Source organism: Faecalicatena faecalis (assembly GCF_012524165.2).
In the GTDB taxonomy this organism is placed as follows: domain Bacteria; phylum Bacillota; class Clostridia; order Lachnospirales; family Lachnospiraceae; genus Faecalicatena_A; species Faecalicatena_A faecalis.
Window position 1 is genome coordinate 162,226 of sequence record NZ_JABACJ020000001.1, and the last position, 23,471, is coordinate 185,696.

The window sequence follows — 23,471 nt, forward strand, 5'->3', positions numbered from 1 at the left end:
TCATGTACTGCTTTTGGGGGCGGGCGGAGGGTGGGTAAGCGGCTAAATAAAATTGGGGAGTAAATGGCAGGGAGGAAAGAGGGGAGAGAAAAGAAATTAGGGAGAAAGAGAGGAGAAATAGGAGAGAAAGGGAATTCTAGGAAAAGAGATACTTTTTAGAGCTGGGGATGCATATCTTTAGATAGGCTTATTGGAGTGTTGAGCAGATATTGAGTAAATGATTGATAAGATAACTAGGAAGGAGGATGGAGTAAAAGAAGTGGATAGGATAGATTGGAGAATTTGAGTGAATAGGAACAAAAAGGGAGAAGACACAAGATGAGGGAGCGGGAGAATCCCGGCTCCCTTGAATCTGGCCTCCCTCTCTCTTAATCTCCAATCTCGCTGTTGAGGATAATGTCCAGGAGTTTGTTGAAGTCGAGGACAGACAGTTTGCCGCGTTCGGTTGAGATAATGCCTTCTTTTCGCCAGTCGCTTAAGATCTTAGCGGCGGTCTGACGGGCCATGCCGGAGGAGAAGGCAAGGGCGCTCTGGGTGATGCGGATATTCATACTTTTCTGCTTACTGTTGGTCGTCAGGTTGACAATCGTGGATGCCAGGCGGCCTGGAGCGTCTAAGTACATAGCGTTCACCATATGCTGTGCGGAGTTCAGCAGACGGTCGATCAGCTCCTGGATGATGACCTTGCAGACACAGGTATTGCCCCAGACTGTCTCAAGGAAATAATTCTTTGGAATAGAGATGAGCTGACAGTCCTCCAACGTCAAGGCTGTGTTCGGGTATGGTTCGTTGGTGAGCATGCCCATCTCACCAAAGTATTCCCCGTCACTTCTGACCTTGACTATGATATCGGCGCTGGTACCGTAAAATACGGATTCCATGATATAGCCGGATTTGATAATATATAAGTGATTGGACGACTCGTCTTTTCTGTATATGGTTGCACCTTTTTTCTTATGGACGATCCGACAGTGAGTTGAAAGTTCGATAAGTTGCTTTACTGGGAGGTTTTCAAATAGCGCGGTAGCTTTTAAGCCCTGGAAAATCATCTGTTCCTCCTTGCTTAGGTCTTGGAGTCTGGTAGTTTTGTCCATATTGGCAGCATTCCTTTCTTAAATTTATGTACTAAAGAGATTTTAACATATTGCACAAAAAAAGAAAAGAAAGAACTCAAAATCAGTTAAATGTCACATACATGACACTCCAAGCGTCAGAAATTGAGTATAGTTAACTAAAAATAACAGAAAGAAAAGAGGTAAGTAGATGAAAAAACAGAAAATGAATTTGTTGTCCTGTATCTTAATGGGAATCGGAAGTATTATAGGTGCCAGTGTATTTGCCACAACACCTATTGCCATTAAGATAATCGGGGGTAATGGGATTGTTATCGGTTTCATCTGTGCGGCGCTGTTCGTATTCCTGCGCAGTATCCCTGAGATGTTACTGGTATCAGCATTACCTGCCAACGGCGGTTCCTACATGTACCTGACGAGATTAGTTCATCCGATTATGGGAGCATGGGACGCATTCAATGAGTTGGTTGTAGGTGTTATGAAGATAGCGACCATGGCATTGACGTTTTCTACATACTTTTGCATGTTAGTACCGGCATGTCCAGACAAAGTTGCAGCAGTTGTCTGCATCATTATCTTCACCATTATTTCCTGCTTTGGAATCAAGCTTTCATCCACAGTACAGAACGTCTGTGTAGCAGTTCTTCTTGTTGCATTAGGTGTTTATATCTTCGGCGGATGGGGAGCAACAGTGGTTTCCTTCGGAGAAGTTATTTCTACGACATTCCAGCTCGGCGCACTCTGGGCTGCAATGGGAATCATGCATGGAAGTCTGATAGGTGCGAACGTACTGTACTATTCCGCAGAGGAAATCGAGAACCCTGGTAAGAACGTTCCAATCGCATACCTTGTCAGCACACTTGCAACAGCTATCATTTATGCAGCAGTTGCATATGTAACAGTAGGCGTTATGCCGAACTTTTACGAGATCGATAACCTGGCAACAGTAGCAGGCAAATTTATGGGACCTGCAATGCTGATGTTCTTCGTTGCAGGCGGAGCGCTGCTTGCAGTTGTAACAAGTATTAACTCAGCAATGATGATGTTCTCCAGAATCAACTTCGCAGCAGCCAGAGACGGACTGTTCCCGAGCAAGATCTGTGAGTCCAACAAACACGGTGCACCGGCAGTTTCTCTTTGGGTGAACTCTATCATCGCTATCGTAGCTATCGTTGCAGGATTCAATCTAGATGATGTTGTAAAGATCACAACAATTCCTGGATTGTTATTACTTCCGATTACATTTTTCAGTATCTTTATGCTGCCGAGAAAATTCCCGAACGCATATAAGAATGCATATATTAAGACACCTCATATTCTGAATTGTATTCTGACGATTGCAGCCGGAGTGATGTGTGTGCTGCTTGGTAGTTATGTATTGTTCCAGATGTCTCCGAAGAACTGGATCACAATGGTTATATTCTATGTTTGTGCGATCATCTATACCTTGATTCGTCGTAAGTACGTGATGGATAAGAAGGGATTCGACATCTTCAAGAAGATGAAAGAGCCTTATGAGCCATGGTATGAGATGGAGAAGAATGCAAAGGCTGAAATCGACGGTGCAGCAGCGAAATAACAGCCTTTAAAGAGCGAATTGTCTTCCAGGATGACATAAAATTGTCTCCTCAGGTGACATAGAAAAGTTTAAAAATGGTGTGTACATGACAACGGTACACACCATTTTTTGTTATGATATTTACATGAAAAGGAGGTACGAAACTATGAAAAGAAGAATTACAGAAGTTCTTGGGATTGATAACCTGCCAAATTATTGGGACAAACGATATGTGAAGAATTTGGATAAATTATCAAGACCTAAGTATGAAGTAGAACTGCATGAGGATGTATGGATGACCTTGAGGGATGGAGTACGCCTCTGTGTAGATGTATATCTCCCGAAGGGAGCTGGTCCGGTTCCGGCACTTGTAAGCTGGTCTGCTTATAGTAAAGAGATGCAGGGAATCAAGAGAGGTGCGATTCCGCCAGAGTCTCTCTTATTTGACCACAGCTTGGAAGCAGGAGATATTGAATACTTTGTAAAGAGAGGATATGCATATATTATTCCAGATCCAAGAGGAATTGGTAAGAGTGAAGGAACTTTCTACGGCGTATATAATCCTCAGGAGCATGAGGATATCTATGATATGATCGAATGGGCAGCAGGAGAAGAGTGGTGTGACAGCAATGTAGGTATGATCGGATATTCCTATTTTGGAATCTGCCAGATTCTTGCAGCAGCTCAGCAGCCGCCGCATTTGAAATGTATTATGCCTTGCTCATTCGTTGATGATTACTATCAGCATGGATATTATGGCGGTGTTCCGTCTACATACATGAGCATTTACTGGGAGCTTTGCCCATCTAATCAGCCAATGCCTTGGTCTGTAAAGATGTATGGGGAAGAGAAAGTAAAAGAGATGATGAAAGAGCGTCTCCAGGACCCGGATATCGCAGTGAATTCCTATTTCACCAAGATCCTGACGACCTGGCCGCCAACATACCACACCTTCTATCTGGATTACCTGCTTCATCCATTGGATGATGAATACTGGAAACAGCGCAGTGCGAACCAGATGTATGATAAAGTAAAAGTTCCTGTATACCTGCACTGTGCATGGTCACCGCTCGGAAGATGGAGCGCTCCGATTTTCTCTGCTATGAACGATGATCGTCTTCAGGCTCCAAAGCGTCTTGGCGTTCTGGAAGGTTACGACGGACTGGAACTTCCATACCGCGCACTGAACGAAGAATGCTTAAGATGGTATGATCACTGGCTCAAAGGCGTGGATACAGGTATTATGGATGAGCCTCCATATAAGTTCTGTGTTATTAACTCAGGAACCCGTTATGAGAACGAGTGGCCGCTGGCAAGAACAGAGTGGCAGAAGATGTACTTACGTTCCTTCAACCGTCTGCGTTGGGACAGAGAGCCGGATAAGGATCTGCCGCCGGATGGATTTACTCACCTGCCGCCGTCAGTTTCTACAGAAGTCAACAAGCTTGTATACAAGTCCTCCAGATTCCCACAGGCTAAGGAAATCACAGGACCGATCGAGTTACATCTCTGGGCTTCTATTGATGCTGAGGATGCGAACTTTGTATGCAGTCTGTTCGACGTGCTTCCAGATGGAACAAGAATGCCGCTTTTACGTTATGGTGCATTAAGAGCTTCTCATCCATTGAATGAAGAAAAGTCGACAATTGGTGCTCCAGTACATGACAACAGCGTATCTATCCCTGTAACACCAGGTGAGATTCGCGAGTATGTAATCGAGATGAACCCGACATCCATGATTATTCCGCCAGGACATTGGATTGAACTGGAAATCACGAGCCAGTGCCCGAATGCATGCCATACAGAGAGCTGGACAGGAAAAGTCGGTAATATGAATGTCATTCCGAGAAATACAACAACTTCATACAAGATTTACAGAGATAATAATCATCCTTCTTATCTGCTGCTTCCAATTATTCCGTATACTGATCCGGAACAGTGGGTACAGCCTTTCGAGAATTGGGATGAGATCGAGGTAGAAGATTAGTCTTTACTTTATTCCACGGTTCTACTGTGGATCTGCCCGTAAGGGCATGTATTCGGATATGTCCCATCGGATATATCTGATTGCAGAGGGGAAAACGATGTAAGATGTAAACAGACCCTGCGGTAGTGCAGATATGCCTTTTCAAGGACATGGAGCACTGCCGCAGGGTTTCTTTTGTATGATATAGGAAGTCTCGTCCCCTATATCATACAAAGCAGGACAGATGTAACTGTTCACAGGTACCCTGTGTACAGTTACGATTTCAGCCCATTTTAAATGCATCTTCGATGCATGGGGCTGAAATCCATCCTGCTGTCAACTCTGGCGCATAGCTTGACAGCAAGTGTCAAGCTTGCGAGTGAACAGTAATGGAAGAATATCCCATCGAGGAAGATTTGAATTTGGGGCTGGACTTTTGGACGATCAGAGGCTTATAATAGACAATTGTGTTGAAAGTGATAGAAATCGTATGTGGAATGAGTGAGATGGAGGTTATATATGAAGGATATGACAGCGGGAAAGCCTGCGCGGATTATAGGGGGATTTGCCCTGCCTATGCTGCTGGGAGATGTGTTTCAGCAGCTTTATAGTATTGTAGATACGGTCGTGGTCGGCCGGTTTGTGGGAGAGGATGCCCTGGCGGCGGTGGGAGGCTCATTTCCGGTGACTTTTATTTTAAATGCGGTGATGATAGGTCTTACGATTGGTGCCTCGGTACTCTTGTCTCAATTATTTGGTGCCAGAAATATGGAAGAGTTCCACCGGGCGCTATATACGATGATTATTGGGATGGGAGTATTGGCAGTTATTCTGACAGGCGTGAGCCAGGGGCTTGCAGTTCCTCTTCTTAGGCTGATCGGGACTCCAGACAATATCATGGCGGGAAGTACGTTGTATCTGCGGATCGTGTTCGGAGGACTGGTGCTGACGTTCGCTTATAATGTGTGTACGGCTATATTTAGGTCCATCGGTGACTCTAAGACACCGCTTTACTTTTTGATCATTGCTTCTATTTTAAATATTGTACTGGATCTTTTATTTGTCGTTGTTTTCCATATGGGAATCGCCGGCGTGGCTGTGGCTACCATTATGTCTCAGGGAATTTCTGCACTTTTATGTGTACTTTATATAAGGAAGAAAGCCGAGATTCTGCAGATGTCAAAAGAGGAGCGCGTTTTTGATGGACAGATGTTAAAAAGGATATTGAACCTTGGGATTCCAGCCATGTTCCAGCAGGTTTCTGTTTCCATCAGTGTGATGTGTGTGCAGGGGATGGTCAATCTTTTTGGTACAGCGGCGATGGCAGGATATGCGGCTGCTGGAAAGGTAGAGTCACTGGCGATGATGCCGATGTTTGATCTGGGCTCTGCTCTGTCTACGTATGTGGCACAGAATATCGGTGCAGGCGATGAGCGCAGAGCCAGACAGGGAGTACGTGCAGGATTTGGGCTGGCCGCAGCAGTCTGTGGAAGTATTGCACTTTTGATCTTTCTGTTTCGGTATCAGTTGATCGGAATCTTCCTGAAAGGAGATGTGGACCCGGTCGTAATGGAATTTGGCGTGGGATATCTGGGGGCAATCGCTCTCTTTTATCTGATCAATGCCTTTTATAATAATTTGAGTGGTGCCTTAAGAGGAGCAGGGGATGCATTCTACTCTATGGCAGCTACAATCATTGCACTTGTGGTCAGAGTAGCATCCTCCTATTTGATGCTGAAGTATACAAATCTGGGAATGGCGTCTATCTGGTGGGGGCTTCCGATTTCCTGGAGCACAGGCTTTGTTCTCTGTGTGATTCGATATATCAGTGGAAAATGGAAAACAAAAGCCTAGGAGGCTGTCCTAAAAATAATGAGCATACGGCCCGATTTTGCGGGGGTATAAATAAACGGTTATGAGCGATATATAAATATATGTCTTTGATTATAAAACCTTTCGGACTTATAATGTGCCTGTAAAAAGAAATTGGCAGTAAAGTCTGGGAGGTTTTTTATTATGGTTATGACAAAAAATATAGATGGAATGGAATGCAGGACAGAGAAGGATTCGATAGGCTCAAAGGAAATACCGGAAGACGTCTACTATGGTGTGCAGTCCTTAAGAGCGGCAGAGAACTTCCGTATCACTGGATTGTCCATGCATCCCGAGGTTATTAACAGCCTGGCACAGATTAAGAAAGCGGCAGCGATCACGAACTGTGAAATCGGGCTTTTAGATAAACATATTGCGGAAGCGATTGTGAAAGCCTGCGATGAGATCGTGGAAGGAAAGCTCCATGATGAATTTATCGTAGACCCGATTCAGGGCGGGGCAGGTACTTCGATCAATATGAATGCCAATGAAGTAATCGCAAACCGTGCCATTGAGATTCTGGGAGGCCAGAAAGGCGATTATTCCATCGTACATCCGAATGACCACGTAAACTGCGGACAGTCGACCAACGATGTAATTCCGACAGCAGGAAAGATGACCTCCTTGAAGCTTCTAAAGAATGCGAAGAAAGAGCTGGAGCGGTTACATAAGGCGTTCTGTGAGAAAGGCGAGGAATTCGACTCCATCATAAAAATGGGCAGGACACAGATGCAGGATGCAGTGCCGATTCGTCTGGGACAGGAATTCAGAGCATATTCCGTAGCAATTCAGCGTGATATCAACCGTATGGAAAAGGCACAGGAAGAAATGCGGACCCTGAATATGGGAGGTACGGCAATCGGAACCGGAATCAATGCGGATGAGGCCTATTTAAGACGTATCGTTCCGAATCTGGCACAGATCAGCGGTATGGATTTCGTGCAGGCTTATGATTTGATCGATGCGACACAGAACCTGGACCCATTTGTAGCGGTATCCGGTGCGGTGAAGGCCTGTGCAGTAACGCTTTCAAAAATAGCGAATGATTTCCGTCTGATGTCCTCCGGCCCAAGATGCGGATTCGGAGAGATCAATCTTCCAGCAAAGCAAAATGGCTCTTCCATCATGCCTGGAAAGGTGAATCCAGTTATCCCGGAAGTCGTCAATCAGGTCGCATTTAATATTATTGGAAATGATGTGACGATCACTATGGCGGCAGAGGCCGGACAATTGGAACTGAATGCATTTGAGCCGATTGTTTTCTACTGTCTGTTCCAGTCCATAGATACATTGGCCTATGCAGTAGAAACATTTGTAGATAACTGTGTGAAAGGAATCACTGCAAATAAGGAGCGCTGCAAAGAGCTGGTAGATAATAGTGTTGGCATTGTTACAGCGATATGTCCTCATGTGGGATATGCAAAAGCGGCTTCCCTGGCAAAAGCAGCAATTAAGACCGGAGTATCAGTCAGAAAGCTGATTCTGGATGAAGGGCTTTTGAATGAGGAGGAATTAGAAGAGATACTGGATGTAAAAAATATGACAGAACCAGGAATTTCAGGAAAAGAGCTTCTGTTAAAAAATATGGATGCACAATAAAAGGAAAGAGGGGTGTGGGTAATGGATTATGGTAAAGAAGCAATAAGGATGCATGAAGAGTTTCACGGGAAAATTGAGGTGTGCAGTAAAGTGCCGCTAAAGACAAGAGAGGATTTAAGTACTGCTTATACGCCGGGAGTTGCCAGCCCGTGTATGGAAATTCACAGGGATGAGAAGAAGGCCTATGATTATACAGCAAAGGGTAATCTGGTCGCAGTCGTATCTGATGGAACTGCTGTCTTAGGATTGGGAGATATCGGCCCGAAAGCGGCAATGCCGGTCATGGAAGGAAAGGCCATTTTGTTCAAGGAGTTCGGTGGCGTGGATGCATTTCCAATCTGCCTGGATACCAAGGATACGGAAGAAATTATCGAGACAGTGAAACGGATCGCTCCTTGTTTCGGAGGAATCAACCTGGAGGATATCTGTTCACCGAAGTGCTTTGAAATCGAGCAGAGACTGGAGAAAGAGCTGGATATTCCTGTATTCCATGATGACCAGCATGGTACTGCGATCGTAACGACGGCGGCTTTGATGAACGCATTGAAGGTCGTGGGAAAGAAGATCGATGAGATAAAAGTAGTCTTAAACGGTCCGGGAAGTGCTGGAACAGCAATCGCAAAAATGATGCTCCATGCAGGTGTGAAGCATATGACGATCTGTGATCTGGAGGGAATTCTGGCAGAGGGATGTCCGTTTGCCGTAGGGCATAAGCTGGAGCTTGCAAGACTGACGAACCCAGAGGGCGTGACAGGAACATTAAAGGATGCCATAGTGGGTGCGGATGTATTTGTCGGTGTTTCCGCAGGGAATATCCTGACAAAGGAGATGGTCGCAACGATGGCTCCAGACCCGATCGTATTTGCCATGGCAAACCCGACACCGGAGATTACCTATGAGGATGCTGTGGAGGCAGGCGTGAAGGTCATGGGAACCGGACGCTCTGATTATCCGAACCAGATCAATAATGTGCTGGCATTCCCAGGCTTGTTCAGAGGTGCGCTGGATGCAGGGGCCAGGGACATTACGTACGATATGAAGCTGGCAGCAGCACGTGCCATTGCTTCCCTTGTCAGTGAAGAAGAGCTCAAGGCTGACTATATCATTCCATCCCCATTTGATAAGAGAGTAGCCGCAAGAGTTGCAGAAGAAGTAGCAAAATGTGCACATGTGTCAGTTTTCTGACAGTAAAAAAGTCACCGTTCCTTTATACTTTGTAATAGAAAGATAAAGGACGGTGATTTTTTATGGGGACTGAATATACATGGGCATTTGACAGAAGTTTTCTTGTATTTTTGGCAATCGCATTTGTCTCTTTGACGATTGCAACAAAGCTGAAATCTATGATTCCGATGCCTTTGATTTATGGTATCTTATTTGCGATTGGATTTGGAACGGGAATCCTTCCGACGGATATGCTGTTGTCTGCCAATATGATTGCAGTCGGAACGATTGCGTTCAATGTGCTGGTCATCCATTCAGGGACCATGATCAACTTTAAGATGCTTAAGGCGCGAAAGAAGGAGGCCTTCCTCTGTATTGCAGCGTCTCTGGCACTGGTGGTGATCGTAGGGTTTGGACTGACTCCGATTCTGGGAAAGGGCCTGGCATTTTTATCACCTGGGTCTGTCATCGGAGGAGGCGCTTCCTGTGCGATCGCATCCAGATGGGTATTAGATAAGAATCCGGCGATTTCCGTCTTTCCATGGCTGGTATTCATGTTCCAGGGATTGTTCAGTGTTCCGGTGGTGACATGGGCATTAAAGCGGGAGAGCAGGGCATTGTCGGCTGAGTTCAGGGCACGCAGCCAAGGCAGTCAGGAGAAGGAAAGCGGCAATGCTGCAGGAAACGGAGCATCCCCGATGAATGGTGCACCAGGGATGACGAAGCCGGACGTACCAGGGATGGGGCAAAACCCCAATGCACAGCAGGGAGGAAAGGTTCCTTTCTGTGAGAGGATTCCTGCGAAGTATAAGAATACTGCTTATTATCTGGGAATTATTATGATTGTGACAGTGATCAATAATCTGCTTCATGGTACTGTATTGGCAGGGATGAATATCAATCCGAATATCACAGCGCTGCTGTTCGGATGTATTCTTGGAAGCCTTGGTCTTATGGATAAGGCACCGCTTTTTAAAGCAGATTCTTACGGACTTCTGCTGATGGGATTGATGGGACTGATGGCCAATACGATTGCAAGGTGTCCTTGGCAGGGACTTGTATCCTTCCTTCCGCCGCTGCTTCTGGTTTTTGTTGTCTCGACGGTCGTTCTGGTAATCTGCGGTATTGTAGGAGCCAAGATCTGTGGATTCAGGGCAGAAAAAGGCATCGCTCTGACAATGAACTGTATGATGGGATTTCCGGTCAATGATATGCTGACAAATAATGCGGCAGCAATCGGGGAGAGTGAAGCAGAAAAAGGATATATCAAGAGTCAGATCGGGCCAGTGCTCGGGATGGGCACGATGCTCATATCAAATGCAGTGTCCGTACTGATCGTCAGCTTGATGGTGATATTTGTGTAGCAGTATAAAGAATATAAATAAAATAGAAGATGCGCTGGGAGCAAAAATTGATTTTCGGAAATTTATTTTACTCCCGGCGTTTTCTTCTTTTTATTTTTTACTTGCAATATACCCCATGAGGGTATATAATGAGCTCAGAAAGTGAAGGAGGTGTAAAGATGGAAGAGATGAAGGAATGCTGTCATAAGACAAAGGAGCGTTCTGATAAGGAATATAAGGATTTAGTGAACCGTCTGAACCGTATTGAAGGACAGGTACGTGGTATTAAAAAGATGGTTGAGAGCAATACTTATTGTACAGATATTTTAATCCAGGTTTCAGCGGTCAATGCGGCTTTGAATAGTTTTAATAAAGTTCTTCTGGCGAACCACATCAGGACTTGTGTCGCAGAAGATATTAAGAATGGAAAGGAAGAGACCATTGACGAACTGGTGGTAACTCTACAGAAATTGATGAGATAGGAGGCATAAAATGGAGCAATATTCAGTAACGGGGATGAGCTGCGCGGCGTGCAGCGCCCGGGTGGAAAAGGCTGTATCGAAGGTGCCCGGAGTGACGTCCTGTTCCGTCAGCCTGCTGACGAACTCTATGGGAGTGGAGGGAACGGCCTCCTCAACGGATATTATTGCCGCCGTTGAGGAAGCAGGGTATGGGGCATCCACGAAGACCTCCGGCGCCAAGGAGAGAAAAGCGGTGTCAGGTCCGGCAGAGAGCGACCTTTTAAAGGACAGGGAGACGCCGGTTTTAAAGAAAAGACTGATTGCTTCCCTCTGCTTTTTGATCCCGCTGATGTATTTTTCTATGGGACATATGATGTGGAACTGGCCTGTACCGGGATGGCTGGAGGGCAATCATGTCGCTATGGGGCTGATACAGTTGTTATTTACGACGGCAGTCATGGTCATTAACCAGAAGTTTTTTGTCAGTGGATTCAGGAGTCTGTGGCATAGGGCGCCGAATATGGATACATTGGTGGCACTTGGGGCAGGGGCCTCTTATGGTTATAGTACCTATGCCTTATTTGCCATGACGGATGCGCAGATGCATCAGGATATGGCGGGTGTCATGACCTATATGCATGAGTTTTATTTTGAGTCTGCGGCGATGATCCTGACATTGATTACAGTCGGTAAGATGCTGGAAGCGCGTTCCAAGGGGAAGACGACGGATGCGCTTAAGAGCCTGATGAAGCTCGCCCCTAAGACTGCCGTGATTCTGCGGGAAGGAATCGAGACGGAGGTTACTATTGAGGAAGTAAGAAAAGGGGATATTTTTGTAGTAAGGCCCGGTGAAAATATACCTGTAGATGGTATCGTGCTCGAAGGGAGCAGTGCGGTGAACGAATCGGCTCTGACAGGGGAAAGTATCCCGGTAGATAAAGCATCAGGAGATGCAGTATCGGCGGCCACCTTAAATCATTCCGGTTTTCTGAAATGTGAGGCTACGAGGGTCGGGGAGGACACCACGCTTTCCCAGATCATCCAGATGGTCAGTGATGCGGCGGCTACGAAGGCTCCGATCGCGAAGGTGGCGGACCGGGTATCGGGCGTGTTTGTACCTGCAGTCATCGCAATTGCTGCCGTGACGATTCTTGTCTGGCTGATTGCAGGACAGAGTGTGGGATTCGCACTCGCAAGAGGAATTTCTGTGCTCGTGATTAGCTGTCCATGTGCCCTAGGACTGGCTACACCTGTTGCAATCATGGTGGGGAATGGAATGGGCGCAAAGCACGGAATCATGTTTAAGACGGCGGTATCTCTGGAAGAGGCAGGAAAGATGCAGATCGTAGCATTGGATAAGACTGGGACGATCACCAGCGGCGAGCCGAAGGTCACAGATATGATTCCGGCTGATGGTGTCGCGAAGGAGGCACTTCTTGAGATGGCTTACGCTCTGGAGAAGAAGAGCGAGCATCCCTTGGCGCATGCCATACTGCAGAAGGCGAAGGAGAATGAGACTATAGATCTTAAGGAAGTGACCGAGTTCCAGGCAGTTCCGGGGAATGGGCTTTCTGGTAAACTAGGAGAGGATATACTTGCAGGAGGAAATCTGAAATTCATCAGTGAGAATGCTTTGGTTTCAGAGAGGATGCAAAAGACTGCAGGCAGTTTGGCGGAGGAAGGAAAGACTCCTCTGTTCTTTAGCAGAAATGGTCAATTGACAGGAATCATCGCAGTTGCCGATGTCATCAAGGAGGACAGTCCGAGAGCAGTGAAAGAATTGCAGAACATGGGAATCCATGTGGTCATGCTGACCGGAGACAATGAAAGAACTGCAAGGGCGATCGGGCGGCAGGCCGGCGTAGATGAAGTCATTGCAGGAGTCCTGCCGGATGGCAAAGAGAGTGTGATCCGCTCCCTGAAACGTAAAGGGAAGGTCGCCATGGTCGGGGATGGAATCAATGATGCGCCGGCACTTACGAGAGCAGATATCGGAATCGCAATTGGGGCGGGGACGGATATCGCGATTGATGCTGCGGATGTGGTGTTGATGAAGAGCCGTCTGAGTGATGTACCTGCAGCAATTCGATTGAGCAGGGCCACACTTCGGAATATTCATGAAAATCTGTTCTGGGCATTTTTCTATAATGTGATCGGGATTCCGCTTGCGGCAGGTGTATGGTACCCGCTTCTTGGCTGGAAATTAAACCCGATGTTCGGAGCTGCGGCGATGAGCCTGTCCAGCTTCTGTGTAGTTACCAATGCACTGCGCCTTAACTTGTTTAAGATGCATGATGCAAGAAGGGATAAAAAAATAAGAACAAAAAAGAATCAGGAGGAAGCAACAATGGAAAAAACAATGAAAATCGAAGGTATGATGTGCGGTCACTGTGAGGCCCGCGTAAAGAAGTCTCTGGAGGCTCTTGCAGAAGTGGATGCAGCAGTTGTCAGCCACGAGGCTGGGACAGCAGTTGTGACTTTAAATGCTGAGATCGCAGACGATGTGTTGAAAAAAACAGTGGAGGACCAGGATTATAAGGTTCTTGAGATTCAATAAGTGTGTCGTATCGAACATAAGGTTCATTGAATACCTGTAAAAAATAACATGCGAAATCCCACCTTTCAGAAGGGCCTTAAGCCCAGCGAAGGGTGGGATTTCTGCTATATATGGAGCAGTCTGTTCTTTCCTAGATGCAAGTGGATGATGGGATTCCTTCTATAATAATATGTTGTGACAAAGACAGGAACAATTGTTTTACAATTACCTTTTCAAATGTTACAATATGCGTGAATCAAACATGCTAAAATAGAATGAAAAAAGAGCAAAAATACAAAAAGATAAATACTAAAGGAGACATGACATGAGTATTTTAAATGTAGAACATCTTTCTTATGGTTTTGGTGACCGTGCAATTTTTCAGGATGTTTCTTTCCGACTGCTGCGCGGAGAACATATTGGGCTGATCGGGGCAAATGGAGAGGGAAAATCCACATTTTTTAATATTGTGACCGGGAAGCTGACACCGGATGAGGGAAAGGTAGAATGGGCAAAAGATGTCCGTGTAGGATATCTGGATCAGCATACAGTGCTGAAAAAGGGAATGAGTATCAGAGATGTCCTGAAATCGGCTTTTTCTTATCTGTTCGAGCTGGAGCAGAAGATGAATGCGATCTGTGACCGTCTGGGAGAAGTGGATGAAGAGACGATGATGCAGTTGATGGAGGAGCTGGGTACGATACAGGATACTTTGACATTACATGATTTTTATATTATTGATGCAAAAGTAGAAGAGGTGGCTCGTGCACTGGGACTATTGGACCTGGGACTGGATAAGGATGTGACAGACTTAAGCGGTGGTCAGCGGACCCGGATTCTGCTGGGCAAGCTCCTGTTGGAAAAGCCGGATATCCTGCTTTTGGACGAGCCGACCAACTATTTGGACGAGGAACATATTAACTGGCTGAAGCGTTATCTGATCGAATATGAAAATGCGTTTATTTTGATTTCACATGATATTCCGTTTCTGGACGAGGTAGTTAATATTATTTACCACATGGAGAACCAGGAATTGAACCGATATGTTGGAAATTATGAGGATTTCCAGAGAGTATATGAGGTGAAGAAGTCACAGTTGGAGGCAGCGTACAAGAGACAGCAGCAGGAGATCAGCCAGCTCAAGGATTTTGTGGCACGCAATAAGGCCAGAGTCTCCACTAGAAATATGGCGATGTCACGACAGAAAAAGCTGGATAAAATGGATGTGATCGAGCTGGCGGCAGAGCGCCCGAAGCCGGAATTTCATTTTAAGAAGGGCAGGACACCAGGAAGATATATCTTTGAGACGAAGGATTTTGTGATCGGATACGATGAACCACTGTCAAAGCCTCTCAACATCTCTTTGGAGCGTGGACAGAAGATCGCACTGACCGGGGCAAATGGAATCGGGAAGACGACGCTGATTAGAAGTATCATGGGACTTGTGGAACCGATCAGTGGGAAATGCGAGTTGGGAGAGAACCTGGCGATTGGTTATTTTGAGCAGGAAATGAAAGGGGAGAACAAATCCACCTGCATTGAGGAAATTTGGAGCGAATTCCCTTCATTTACGCAGTATGAGGTGCGGTCAGCGCTGGCAAAATGCGGTCTGACGACGAAACATATCGAAAGCCAGGTCCGGGTGTTGAGTGGAGGTGAGCAGGCGAAGGTGCGGCTGTGCAAGCTGATCAATAAGGAGACGAATGTACTGATGCTTGACGAGCCGACGAACCACCTGGATGTGGATGCGAAAGATGCTTTGAAAAAGGCGCTGCAGGAATATCAGGGAACACTGCTTCTGATCTGCCATGAGCCGGAATTTTATCAGGACATTGTACAGGAGGTCTGGGACTGTTCCAAGTGGACGACCAAGCTCGTTTAAAAAATATTTCAAAAAAGGAATGTATCTGTTACTTGATAGTAATCAATTCCAGAATAGCTTTAGGAGCATTTTGGGCCGATAGGCGGAAAGGAGACTGCCATATGAAGAAGCGTATCATTGCAATCATTCTCGTTTCTATGTTAACTGTACTGCTGGGAGTATCAGGATGCAGTGCTAAGATTCATGCAGAGGATTTGATGAAAGGGGTTAAGGCGGCCCAAACAGACAGAGTTGGTGATGTGACTCCGGAAGATTCTGCTATAGTTACGGATTTTGCGGTACGTCTTTTTCAACAGAGTCTGAAAGCGGATGAAAGTGAAAATGTACTGATTTCGCCATTATCGGTCCTTTATGCCCTAGGTATGACTGCCAACGGGGCCAAAGGTGAGACGCTGGCGCAGATGCAGGAGGTATTTGGTCTGGAGGCGGGGGAATTGAATCAATATCTCTATTCCTACAGCCAGATGTTATCTGAAGATAAAAAGAATACACTCAACGCAGCGAATTCGATCTGGATTAAGGATGTTGAGAGTCTCACTGTGGAACCGGATTTCTTAACAACCAATGCCACCTGGTATGATGCAGGAATCTACAAGGCCCCGTTTGATGAATCCACAAGAGCAGATATCAATCACTGGGTCCATGATCATACGGATGGGATGATCAATGAAATCTTGGAGAAGCCCATAGATCGGAAAGTGGTGATGTATCTGGTGAATGCGCTTGCATTTGATGCACAGTGGGAAAAAATCTACGAGGAAAATCAGGTACATGATGGAATGTTTACTACAGAATCAGGTACTGTGAGAAATGTAAAATTTATGGACTCAAAGGAATGGGAATATCTGGAGGATGAAGATGCAGCAGGATTCTTAAAGTATTATAAAGGGGAAAAATATGCCTTTGCAGCGTTGCTCCCGGATGAAGGATGCAGTATCAGTGAATATGCTGCATCTCTTACCGGAGAGAGGTTGTCGCAGATTTTGAATCAGCCGGAGCAGATAAAGGTTCTTGTCTCCATGCCTAAGTTTGAAAGCGAATACAGCGTCAAGATGAATGATGTGCTGATCGGAATGGGAATGAACGATGCGTTTGATCCGGCAACTGCTAATTTTACAGCACTTGGGCACTCAAAGGACGGAAATATATTTATCGGCCGTGTCCTGCATAAGACATATATTGCAGTGGATGAAAAAGGGACAAAGGCCGGGGCGGCAACGGCTGTGGAGATGAAGACTGAGTCTGCGATGGTAGAGGAGGAACCGAAAGTCGTGCATCTGGACCGCCCATTTGTGTATATGCTGATTGATTGTGAGAATAGAGTCCCTATTTTCATCGGCACAGTGCTGGATATCGAAGAAAAGTAAAAACATCAGGAAAGGAAGTTTAACACAATGCAGACATCAACAGAGTTAAAGAATCTTTTGAACAGGATCGACCACAAGAGTTATCCTGCGTACAAGGACACAAAAGGGGTATATCAGTTCCCTGGCTATCAGCTTTCCATTGACCATGTGCAGGGCGACCCGTTTGCTTCGCCATCTAAGCTGAGTATTCATATGAAGGGTGCTGTCTCTGCGTTTCCGAAGGAATTGTATGAGACAGAGCACAGAAGGATCGCGCTTCAGGATTATCTGACCAGGCAGTTCGCCCGGGCTGTGGAGCGTTATGCTTTTAAAGCGAAGGGATCGGGAAAGAGCGGGCTGATTGCAATCAGCCGTTGTAATCAGGAGGTTCTGGAGCGGACTGCCTGCAAGATCGATCCAAAAAGCGGAGACTTGATTCTCAGACTGGAAGCGGGGTTTCCGGCAAATGGAAGAACCATTAATGCCAGGGAATTAATGAAGATATTATTTGAATTTTTGCCGGAGAGTGTGGAAAACTCTCTTTATTATAAGAACAGTGACAAAAAGAAAATCCAGCAGACAGTATTTCTTGCGGATGACCAGCAGTATATCCGGGAACAGCTCCCGAAAATGGGACTGGCAGCTTTTGTTGCAGATGGCTCCATTCTTCCGAGGGAGTCCGGAATCTCTTCCCGTCCGATGAAGGGTGCGGTTGCGTTTACTTCACCGGAGGAACTGAAAGTGACGATGGAGCTTCCGCATCAGGGAAAAATCAGCGGAATGGGAATCCGCAAAGGCATTACCTTGATCGTGGGCGGCGGCTACCACGGAAAATCGACACTTTTAAAAGCGCTTGAATTGGGTGTTTACAATCATATTTCCGGCGATGGACGAGAATATGTGATTACGGATGATACTGCGATGAAAATCCGTGCTGAGGATGGAAGAAGTATCAAGAAGACGGATATTTCCATGTTCATCAATGACCTTCCGAATGGGAAGGAGACCAGGGGATTCTACACAGAGGATGCCAGCGGCAGCACCTCCCAGGCGGCAAATGTAATCGAGGGGATGGAGGCAGGGGCGAAGCTGCTTCTGATCGATGAGGATACCAGTGCGACTAACTTTATGATCCGGGATGAGCTGATGCAGCGCGTGATCCACAGGGATATGGAGCCAATCACGCCGTTTATCGAGCGAATCAGGGAATTGTACGATAATTATGGAGTTTCTACGATTATTGTAGCAGGTAGTTCCGGGGCATACTTCCAGATTGCGGACAGCATTGTTCAGATGGACCGGTATGTGCCGCGGGATATTACAGAGCTGGCGAAAAAAGAGGCGGAAGGCTTCCCGGTGCTCAGCGGGCCAGAGCAAAAGGCAGAAGATCCTGTATTTACCAGATGTCCGGGACAGAACCGTGCATTGAGCGGGAATGACAGAATCAAGATGAAGACACTGGGAAAAGAGGCTGTACAGATCAACCGGGAATCTATTGACCTGCGTTATGTGGAGCAGCTTGTGGACAGCGAACAGGTGTCAGCACTCGGATACTGTGTGAAATATGCGGAGAAGCATTTGTTAGATGGAAGAAAGAGTATACAGACGGTTGTGGAAGAGTTGGAGAAGAAGATCAGGAAAGACGGGCTGGCTGGTCTTTGTGAGAGCAGTTCAAATGTCGCTGCCCTGGCTGTGCCGAGAAAACAGGAGATCCACGCTTGTCTGAACCGATACCGTGGGCTGAAGCTGTAAATGATCTGTATTTAGAAGAAAGACAGAGGGGAAAGTATATGAAATTTTTTCATTTATCGGATCTGCATATCGGTAAGCAGCTGCATCATTACAGCCTGATCGAGGACCAGGAACATATCCTGAACGAGGTAATCGGTTATGTGAAGGAGCTTGCACCGGATGCGGTCGTAATTGCAGGGGATATCTATGATAAATCGGTTCCCTCGGCGGAGGCGGTTTCACTGTTCGATGAATTTTTGACCAGACTGGCGGACATCCAGCCTTCTACGGCAGTTCTCATCATCAGCGGCAACCATGATTCTGCCCAGCGTCTGGATTATGCCAGCCGAATACTGGGGAGACAGAATATCCATATTGCGGGAAGTGTGCCATCTCAAAAGGGAGAGTATTTGAAAAAAGTGACGCTCACGGATGAATTTGGGGAGGTGGATTTTTATCTCCTTCCTTTTATGAAGCCGGGATATATAAGGGGACTGCAGGAAGAAGGGGAAGAACTTCCTGAGACTTACAGTGAGGCAGTGCGTTATGTTCTGGAGCGGGAAGAAATCGATACGGCGAAAAGAAATGTATTGGTATCTCATCAGTTCTATACAGGAAATGGCGGTGTACCAGATACCTGCGATTCGGAGTTGTTTTCCGTGGGTGGAATCGATAATGTAGAGATCGGACCATTGATGGGGTTCGAGTATACGGCCCTGGGACATCTGCATGGCGCACAACAGGTACAGGTCCCGACAATCCGTTACTGCGGCACACTTTTAAAATATTCTGTGAGTGAGGCAGGACATACGAAATCCCTGCATGTAGTGGAACTGGGCGCAAAAGGAAAGGAGGCCAGTGTTACGTTGCATCCGTTGCATCCGCTGCGTGATGTGCGTACAATCCGCGGGGAACTGACGGACATCCTGGAGAGCGCTGGGGAAGAGAACCGGGATGATTATATCAGCGTGACATTGACGGATGAGAAGGACCCTTACCGGCCGAAGGAACAGCTGGAGAAGGTGTATTCGCATATACTTGAAATCCGAATGGATAACACGAGGACGAGGAAACGCCTGGAGGAATTCAACGATGAGGCGGAAATCGCGGATCCCCTTACGGTGTTTCAAGACTTTTTCCGGGAAATACAGGGACGCAGCCTTTCCAGGGAAGAGTGCGGATATTTGGAGCATATCTTAGAACAGGTGAAGGGGGAATAGCATGAGGCCGGTAAAACTAACGATGTCCGCATTTGGTTCTTATGCGGGCGTGGAAGAGATTGATTTTACAAAAATGCAGCATGGACTGTTCCTCGTGACCGGAGATACAGGGGCAGGGAAGACTACGATCTTTGATGCCATTACCTATGCGCTGTATGACAGGACCAGCGGAGGCAGCAGGGATGGCAATATGATGCGCAGCCAGTATGCGGCGGATGATATAGAGACCTTCGTGGAATATGTATTTTCCTATCGGGGACAGGTCTATACGATCAGGAGAAATCCTGAGTATATGCGGAAAGGAAAACGAAATTATGCGGATGGTTCTCCAAGACTTGTAAAGGAACTGACAAAGGTCAGCCTTATTCTGCCCGATGGAAGTGAATTCCAGGGAAAGAAAAAGGAAGTCGATCATAAAATAGAAGAGATCATCGGTTTGGATGTGGATCAGTTCACACAGATTGCGATGATTGCCCAGGGAGATTTCCTGAAATTGCTCCATGCAGAATCCAAAGAGCGGAAACGGATTTTTTCAAGGATTTTTCAGACAAAGCTGTACTGGCAGGTACAGGAGGAACTCAAAGAACAGGCAAAGCGGCTTTACATCAGTCTTGAGGATAACACAAAGGATTGTCTTCGGGAGATGGAACATGTGGAACCATTTTCAGGAGAGGGTGAGGCAGAAGCCTGGAAGGGGTATCTGGAGTTAAAGCTTCCGCCTGCCCAACCGGTGATGGATACATTAAAAGAAATCTGCCGTCAAGGGAAAATCCGGGAGAGCGAGGCGGAAAAGAAATCTTTAGATCTGCAGAAACAGGCAGAAGAGTTAAATGCGGTAATCCGAAGCGGGGAAGAAATCAACAGATTATTCCTCCAGAGGCAGCAGGCCCAGGAAAAACAGCAACAATTAGAAGCAAAGAAAGAAGAAATTGAGCGTAAGCGAAGAGAAGTCGATCTGGGGGCACGTGCAGAAAAGGTCTTTATCAAAGAAAAGCAGTTTATAAAGACCAGTGCCGAAGGAAAACGGTTGAAGCAGCAGATCCTGGATACCAAGGAATGGCTGGACAAAGAAGGGAAGAGAGCAGCAGTTGAAGAAAAAGAGGTACAGACCGCTGCAGAGGAGCTCCAAAGGATGGAACCGCTTTGGCAGAAGCAGATTATGCGGCTGGATGATATTCTTCCCAGGTATGAGCGGATACGAAGACTGGAGAAGGCATATGCGCAGAATCTCGGGAAGATGCAGGAGGTATTAGAACAATGCCGTGCTGCGTCAGAGGAGTATGAGGAGAAATACAAGCGTTTCTTTGAGGAGCAGGCGGGAATTCTGGCGAAAGAGCTAAAGGAGGGCAGTCCGTGTCCGGTGTGTGGTTCTACAACACATCCAAAGAAGGCAGAGCTGTCCGGGAAAGCGCCGGATCAGAAAGCGGTCGAAAAGGCAAAGGAAAAGCGGGATAAGAAGGAAAAAGAACGGACTTTGATACAGGAAACTTTCCAGGAGTCTAAAAGCAATCTAGAATCCGAGAGAAATCTTCTGAAAGAAGCTGCTATAGAAATACAGGGAAGTGGTGAAATCAGTGAGGTGCAGGTCAAAGAAAAGCTGGATCAATGCAGAACCAGGCTGAGGGACCAAAAAACAAAGTATCAGAGGAAGGAAAAGCAATTCCGGGAGCTTAAGGAGGAGCTGAAACGAAGAAGCGGGCTTCTGGAAAGCCAGGAAGCACAGCTTGGTGAGCTTTTTAGGAAAGAGGAAGAGGAGCAGGCTGATTTTAGACAGGAATTAAGGGCGCAGGACTTTCCATCCGAGGAAGAATATCAGCAGGCAAAAGCATGGATCAATGGAAGAGAAGAAAAGGAAAAGCACTTGAAGGAGTATGAGGCACAGTCAGTCGAGGTAAAGACAAGGCTTGAGATGCTTAAGCAGCAGACAGAGGGAAGAAAAAAGGCCGATCTGACCAGTGAGAAGGAGAGGCTGTTCAAGGTGCAGAGCGCGCAGAAGGAACAAAGGGCACAGTGGCTTCACCTTCATAGCCAGAACCAGAAAAATCAAGATGCGAAGAAAAAGCTGAACCAGTATTTTGAAGCAAGAGGGGATTTGACCGCGCAGTATGAGATGGTCAATAACTTGAGCAGGACAGCCAATGGAACCTTGAGCGGCAGCGTCAAACTGGATTTTGAGACCTATGTGCAGAGAAAATATTTTAAACAGATCATTCATGCGGCGAACAGAAGGCTGAGTAAGATGACTTCCAACGAGTTCATCCTGCAGTGCAGGGAAATCAAGGACTTAAGCAGCCAGGGGCAGGCAGGACTTGATCTGGATGTGTACCATATGGTCAACGATTCTGTGAGGGATGTGAAGACTCTCTCAGGAGGAGAATCTTTCATGGCCTCTCTGGCGATGGCTTTGGGGCTGGCAGATATTGTACAGAATACGGCAGGTGCGATCAGTCTGGAGACCATGTTCGTGGATGAAGGGTTCGGCTCTCTGGATGATGCTGCAAGAGAGCGGGCGATTCAGATATTACAGGAGTTGGCAGGAGAGAAGGGGCTGGTCGGGATCATATCCCATGTGAATGAATTAAAAGAACAGATAGAGTGGAAACTGGTGGTGACGAAAACGGAGCAGGGCAGCCATACGAAGTGGGTATTCGATTAGAGCATCGTTTTTACGATGAACGGACAAAAATAGGAGTGAGGCAGATGAGAAAATACCTGAAAGTTTTTGCAGTTTTCTTATTGACAGGAATCTTGTGCATGCATCAGGTCCTTCCTGTAAGGGCGTGGGATGAGATGATTACCTGTACGATTCTGGGGGACAGCATTGCAAAAGGATATTCAACAGATAAAGTAAATCCAATCAAATGCTATGGCCGCATTGTAACAGAACGTCTTTCTAAGGAATATGGGACCTGGTTCGACTATCATAACTTTGCAAAAAATGGTTTGGATACAACTGGCCTGAATGAACAGATTCTGTCCAGAGATACGGTCAAATGGAGCCTGAATAAGTCGGATGTGATTCTTCTGACAATGGGGTCTAACGACCTGCTGAACGAATTTAAGCGCGAGGCACAGGAAATCCTGAACTCAGACACGAAGTTCAGGAGCGCATCCCAGGCGGTAGGAGAATTAAAAGAAGGGGGAAAAAAGAATCCTCTGATCGTATTTAAAATTATTGACGCTTTGAGCAACTGGGATTATGGAAGCTTTGAAAACCAATGGATTCAGGCAATGGACACGATCACTCAGCAAAAAAAGGCGGATGCTCAGATTATTGTGACCAATATCTATAACCCCATTTCCAATGTGGAAATGCCCGGGACACTGAATAAGGTGGTAGAGAATATCATCAAGAACATGAACAGTATTATTGAAAAGCGTTCCACAGAATACGGATATGAGGTCGTAGATTTATATAACTCTAATGTAGCAGCCTTTGTTCAGGGGGATGGTCTTCATCCCAGCCAGGAAGGGCAGGAGCTGATTGCCCGGATGATATATAAAATGATTGAGAATCCCGATGAGCAGGGGAAAACAAATGTCCCCGGACAAAAAAGAAAACAGAAAGGAGGAACGAAAAAGGAAGAAAAAGAAGAAGGACAAGTACACAGAAACTACAAAACAATATCACATTTGTAACACAAAAACTTCACAAAGTTCTGATACCGTAATTTCTATGTGAAACAGCTTTGTTTCATGAGGCAGCGGCACCGGTTCTGG

15 protein-coding genes are annotated in these 23,471 nt (G+C 46.3%); 14 read left to right on the top strand and 1 reads right to left on the bottom strand.

Translation table 11 applies throughout. The annotated features are described in order from the left end of the window. Nucleotides 1-368: 368 nt before the first annotated feature. Complete coding sequence (locus HGO97_RS00680) at nt 369-1,094, bottom strand: Crp/Fnr family transcriptional regulator (protein WP_216238455.1); 726 nt, start codon at nt 1,092-1,094, stop codon at nt 369-371. A 169-nt stretch (nt 1,095-1,263) separates the two neighbouring features. On the opposite strand from HGO97_RS00680, the gene HGO97_RS00685 reads away from it, so the two are divergent. From HGO97_RS00685 to HGO97_RS00750, 14 genes are all read left to right on the top strand, one after another. Beyond that, complete coding sequence (locus tag HGO97_RS00685) at nt 1,264-2,652, top strand: APC family permease (RefSeq protein WP_216238456.1); 1,389 nt, start codon at nt 1,264-1,266, stop codon at nt 2,650-2,652. 145 nt (nt 2,653-2,797) lie between these two features. Beyond that, entirely contained in the window at nt 2,798-4,618 is a 1,821-nt protein-coding gene (locus HGO97_RS00690; RefSeq protein ID WP_216238457.1) for a CocE/NonD family hydrolase, read from the top strand. 498 nt (nt 4,619-5,116) lie between these two features. Then, on the top strand, nt 5,117-6,451 hold the full coding sequence (locus tag HGO97_RS00695) for an MATE family efflux transporter (RefSeq protein WP_216238458.1): 1,335 nt from the start codon (nt 5,117-5,119) through the stop codon (nt 6,449-6,451). A 189-nt stretch (nt 6,452-6,640) separates the two neighbouring features. Next, nucleotides 6,641-8,068 carry an aspartate ammonia-lyase gene (locus tag HGO97_RS00700; RefSeq protein ID WP_442900472.1) on the top strand — a complete coding sequence of 476 codons (1,428 nt, stop codon included), beginning with the start codon at nt 6,641-6,643 and terminating at the stop codon, nt 8,066-8,068. Nucleotides 8,069-8,089: 21 nt separating this feature from the next. Beyond that, nucleotides 8,090-9,253 (top strand): NAD(P)-dependent malic enzyme, encoded by a 1,164-nt coding sequence (locus HGO97_RS00705; RefSeq protein ID WP_216238460.1) that lies wholly within the window; start codon nt 8,090-8,092, stop codon nt 9,251-9,253. A 62-nt stretch (nt 9,254-9,315) separates the two neighbouring features. Continuing rightward, a complete protein-coding gene (locus HGO97_RS00710; RefSeq protein WP_216238462.1) occupies nt 9,316-10,596 on the top strand; it encodes a hypothetical protein in 1,281 nt (426 codons plus the stop codon). A 158-nt stretch (nt 10,597-10,754) separates the two neighbouring features. Next, a complete protein-coding gene (locus HGO97_RS00715) occupies nt 10,755-11,057 on the top strand; it encodes a metal-sensing transcriptional repressor (protein WP_216238474.1) in 303 nt (100 codons plus the stop codon). A 10-nt stretch (nt 11,058-11,067) separates the two neighbouring features. Next, nucleotides 11,068-13,593, top strand: coding sequence for a heavy metal translocating P-type ATPase (locus HGO97_RS00720; RefSeq protein WP_216238475.1), 2,526 nt, complete (start codon nt 11,068-11,070; stop codon nt 13,591-13,593). Between the two features lie 304 nt (nt 13,594-13,897). Continuing rightward, a complete protein-coding gene (locus HGO97_RS00725) occupies nt 13,898-15,454 on the top strand; it encodes an ABC-F family ATP-binding cassette domain-containing protein (RefSeq protein ID WP_216238477.1) in 1,557 nt (518 codons plus the stop codon). A gap of 101 nt (nt 15,455-15,555) precedes the next feature. Beyond that, nucleotides 15,556-16,821 carry a serpin family protein gene (locus tag HGO97_RS00730; protein WP_216238479.1) on the top strand — a complete coding sequence of 422 codons (1,266 nt, stop codon included), beginning with the start codon at nt 15,556-15,558 and terminating at the stop codon, nt 16,819-16,821. A 27-nt stretch (nt 16,822-16,848) separates the two neighbouring features. Beyond that, nucleotides 16,849-18,552 carry an ABC-ATPase domain-containing protein gene (locus HGO97_RS00735; RefSeq protein ID WP_216238481.1) on the top strand — a complete coding sequence of 568 codons (1,704 nt, stop codon included), beginning with the start codon at nt 16,849-16,851 and terminating at the stop codon, nt 18,550-18,552. A gap of 38 nt (nt 18,553-18,590) precedes the next feature. Next, complete coding sequence (locus tag HGO97_RS00740; RefSeq protein ID WP_216238483.1) at nt 18,591-19,751, top strand: exonuclease SbcCD subunit D; 1,161 nt, start codon at nt 18,591-18,593, stop codon at nt 19,749-19,751. 1 nt (nt 19,752) lies between these two features. After that, on the top strand, nt 19,753-22,407 hold the full coding sequence (locus HGO97_RS00745) for an SbcC/MukB-like Walker B domain-containing protein (RefSeq protein ID WP_216238485.1): 2,655 nt from the start codon (nt 19,753-19,755) through the stop codon (nt 22,405-22,407). Between the two features lie 44 nt (nt 22,408-22,451). Continuing rightward, a complete protein-coding gene (locus HGO97_RS00750) occupies nt 22,452-23,390 on the top strand; it encodes an SGNH/GDSL hydrolase family protein (protein ID WP_246597242.1) in 939 nt (312 codons plus the stop codon). Nucleotides 23,391-23,471 lie beyond the last annotated feature (81 nt).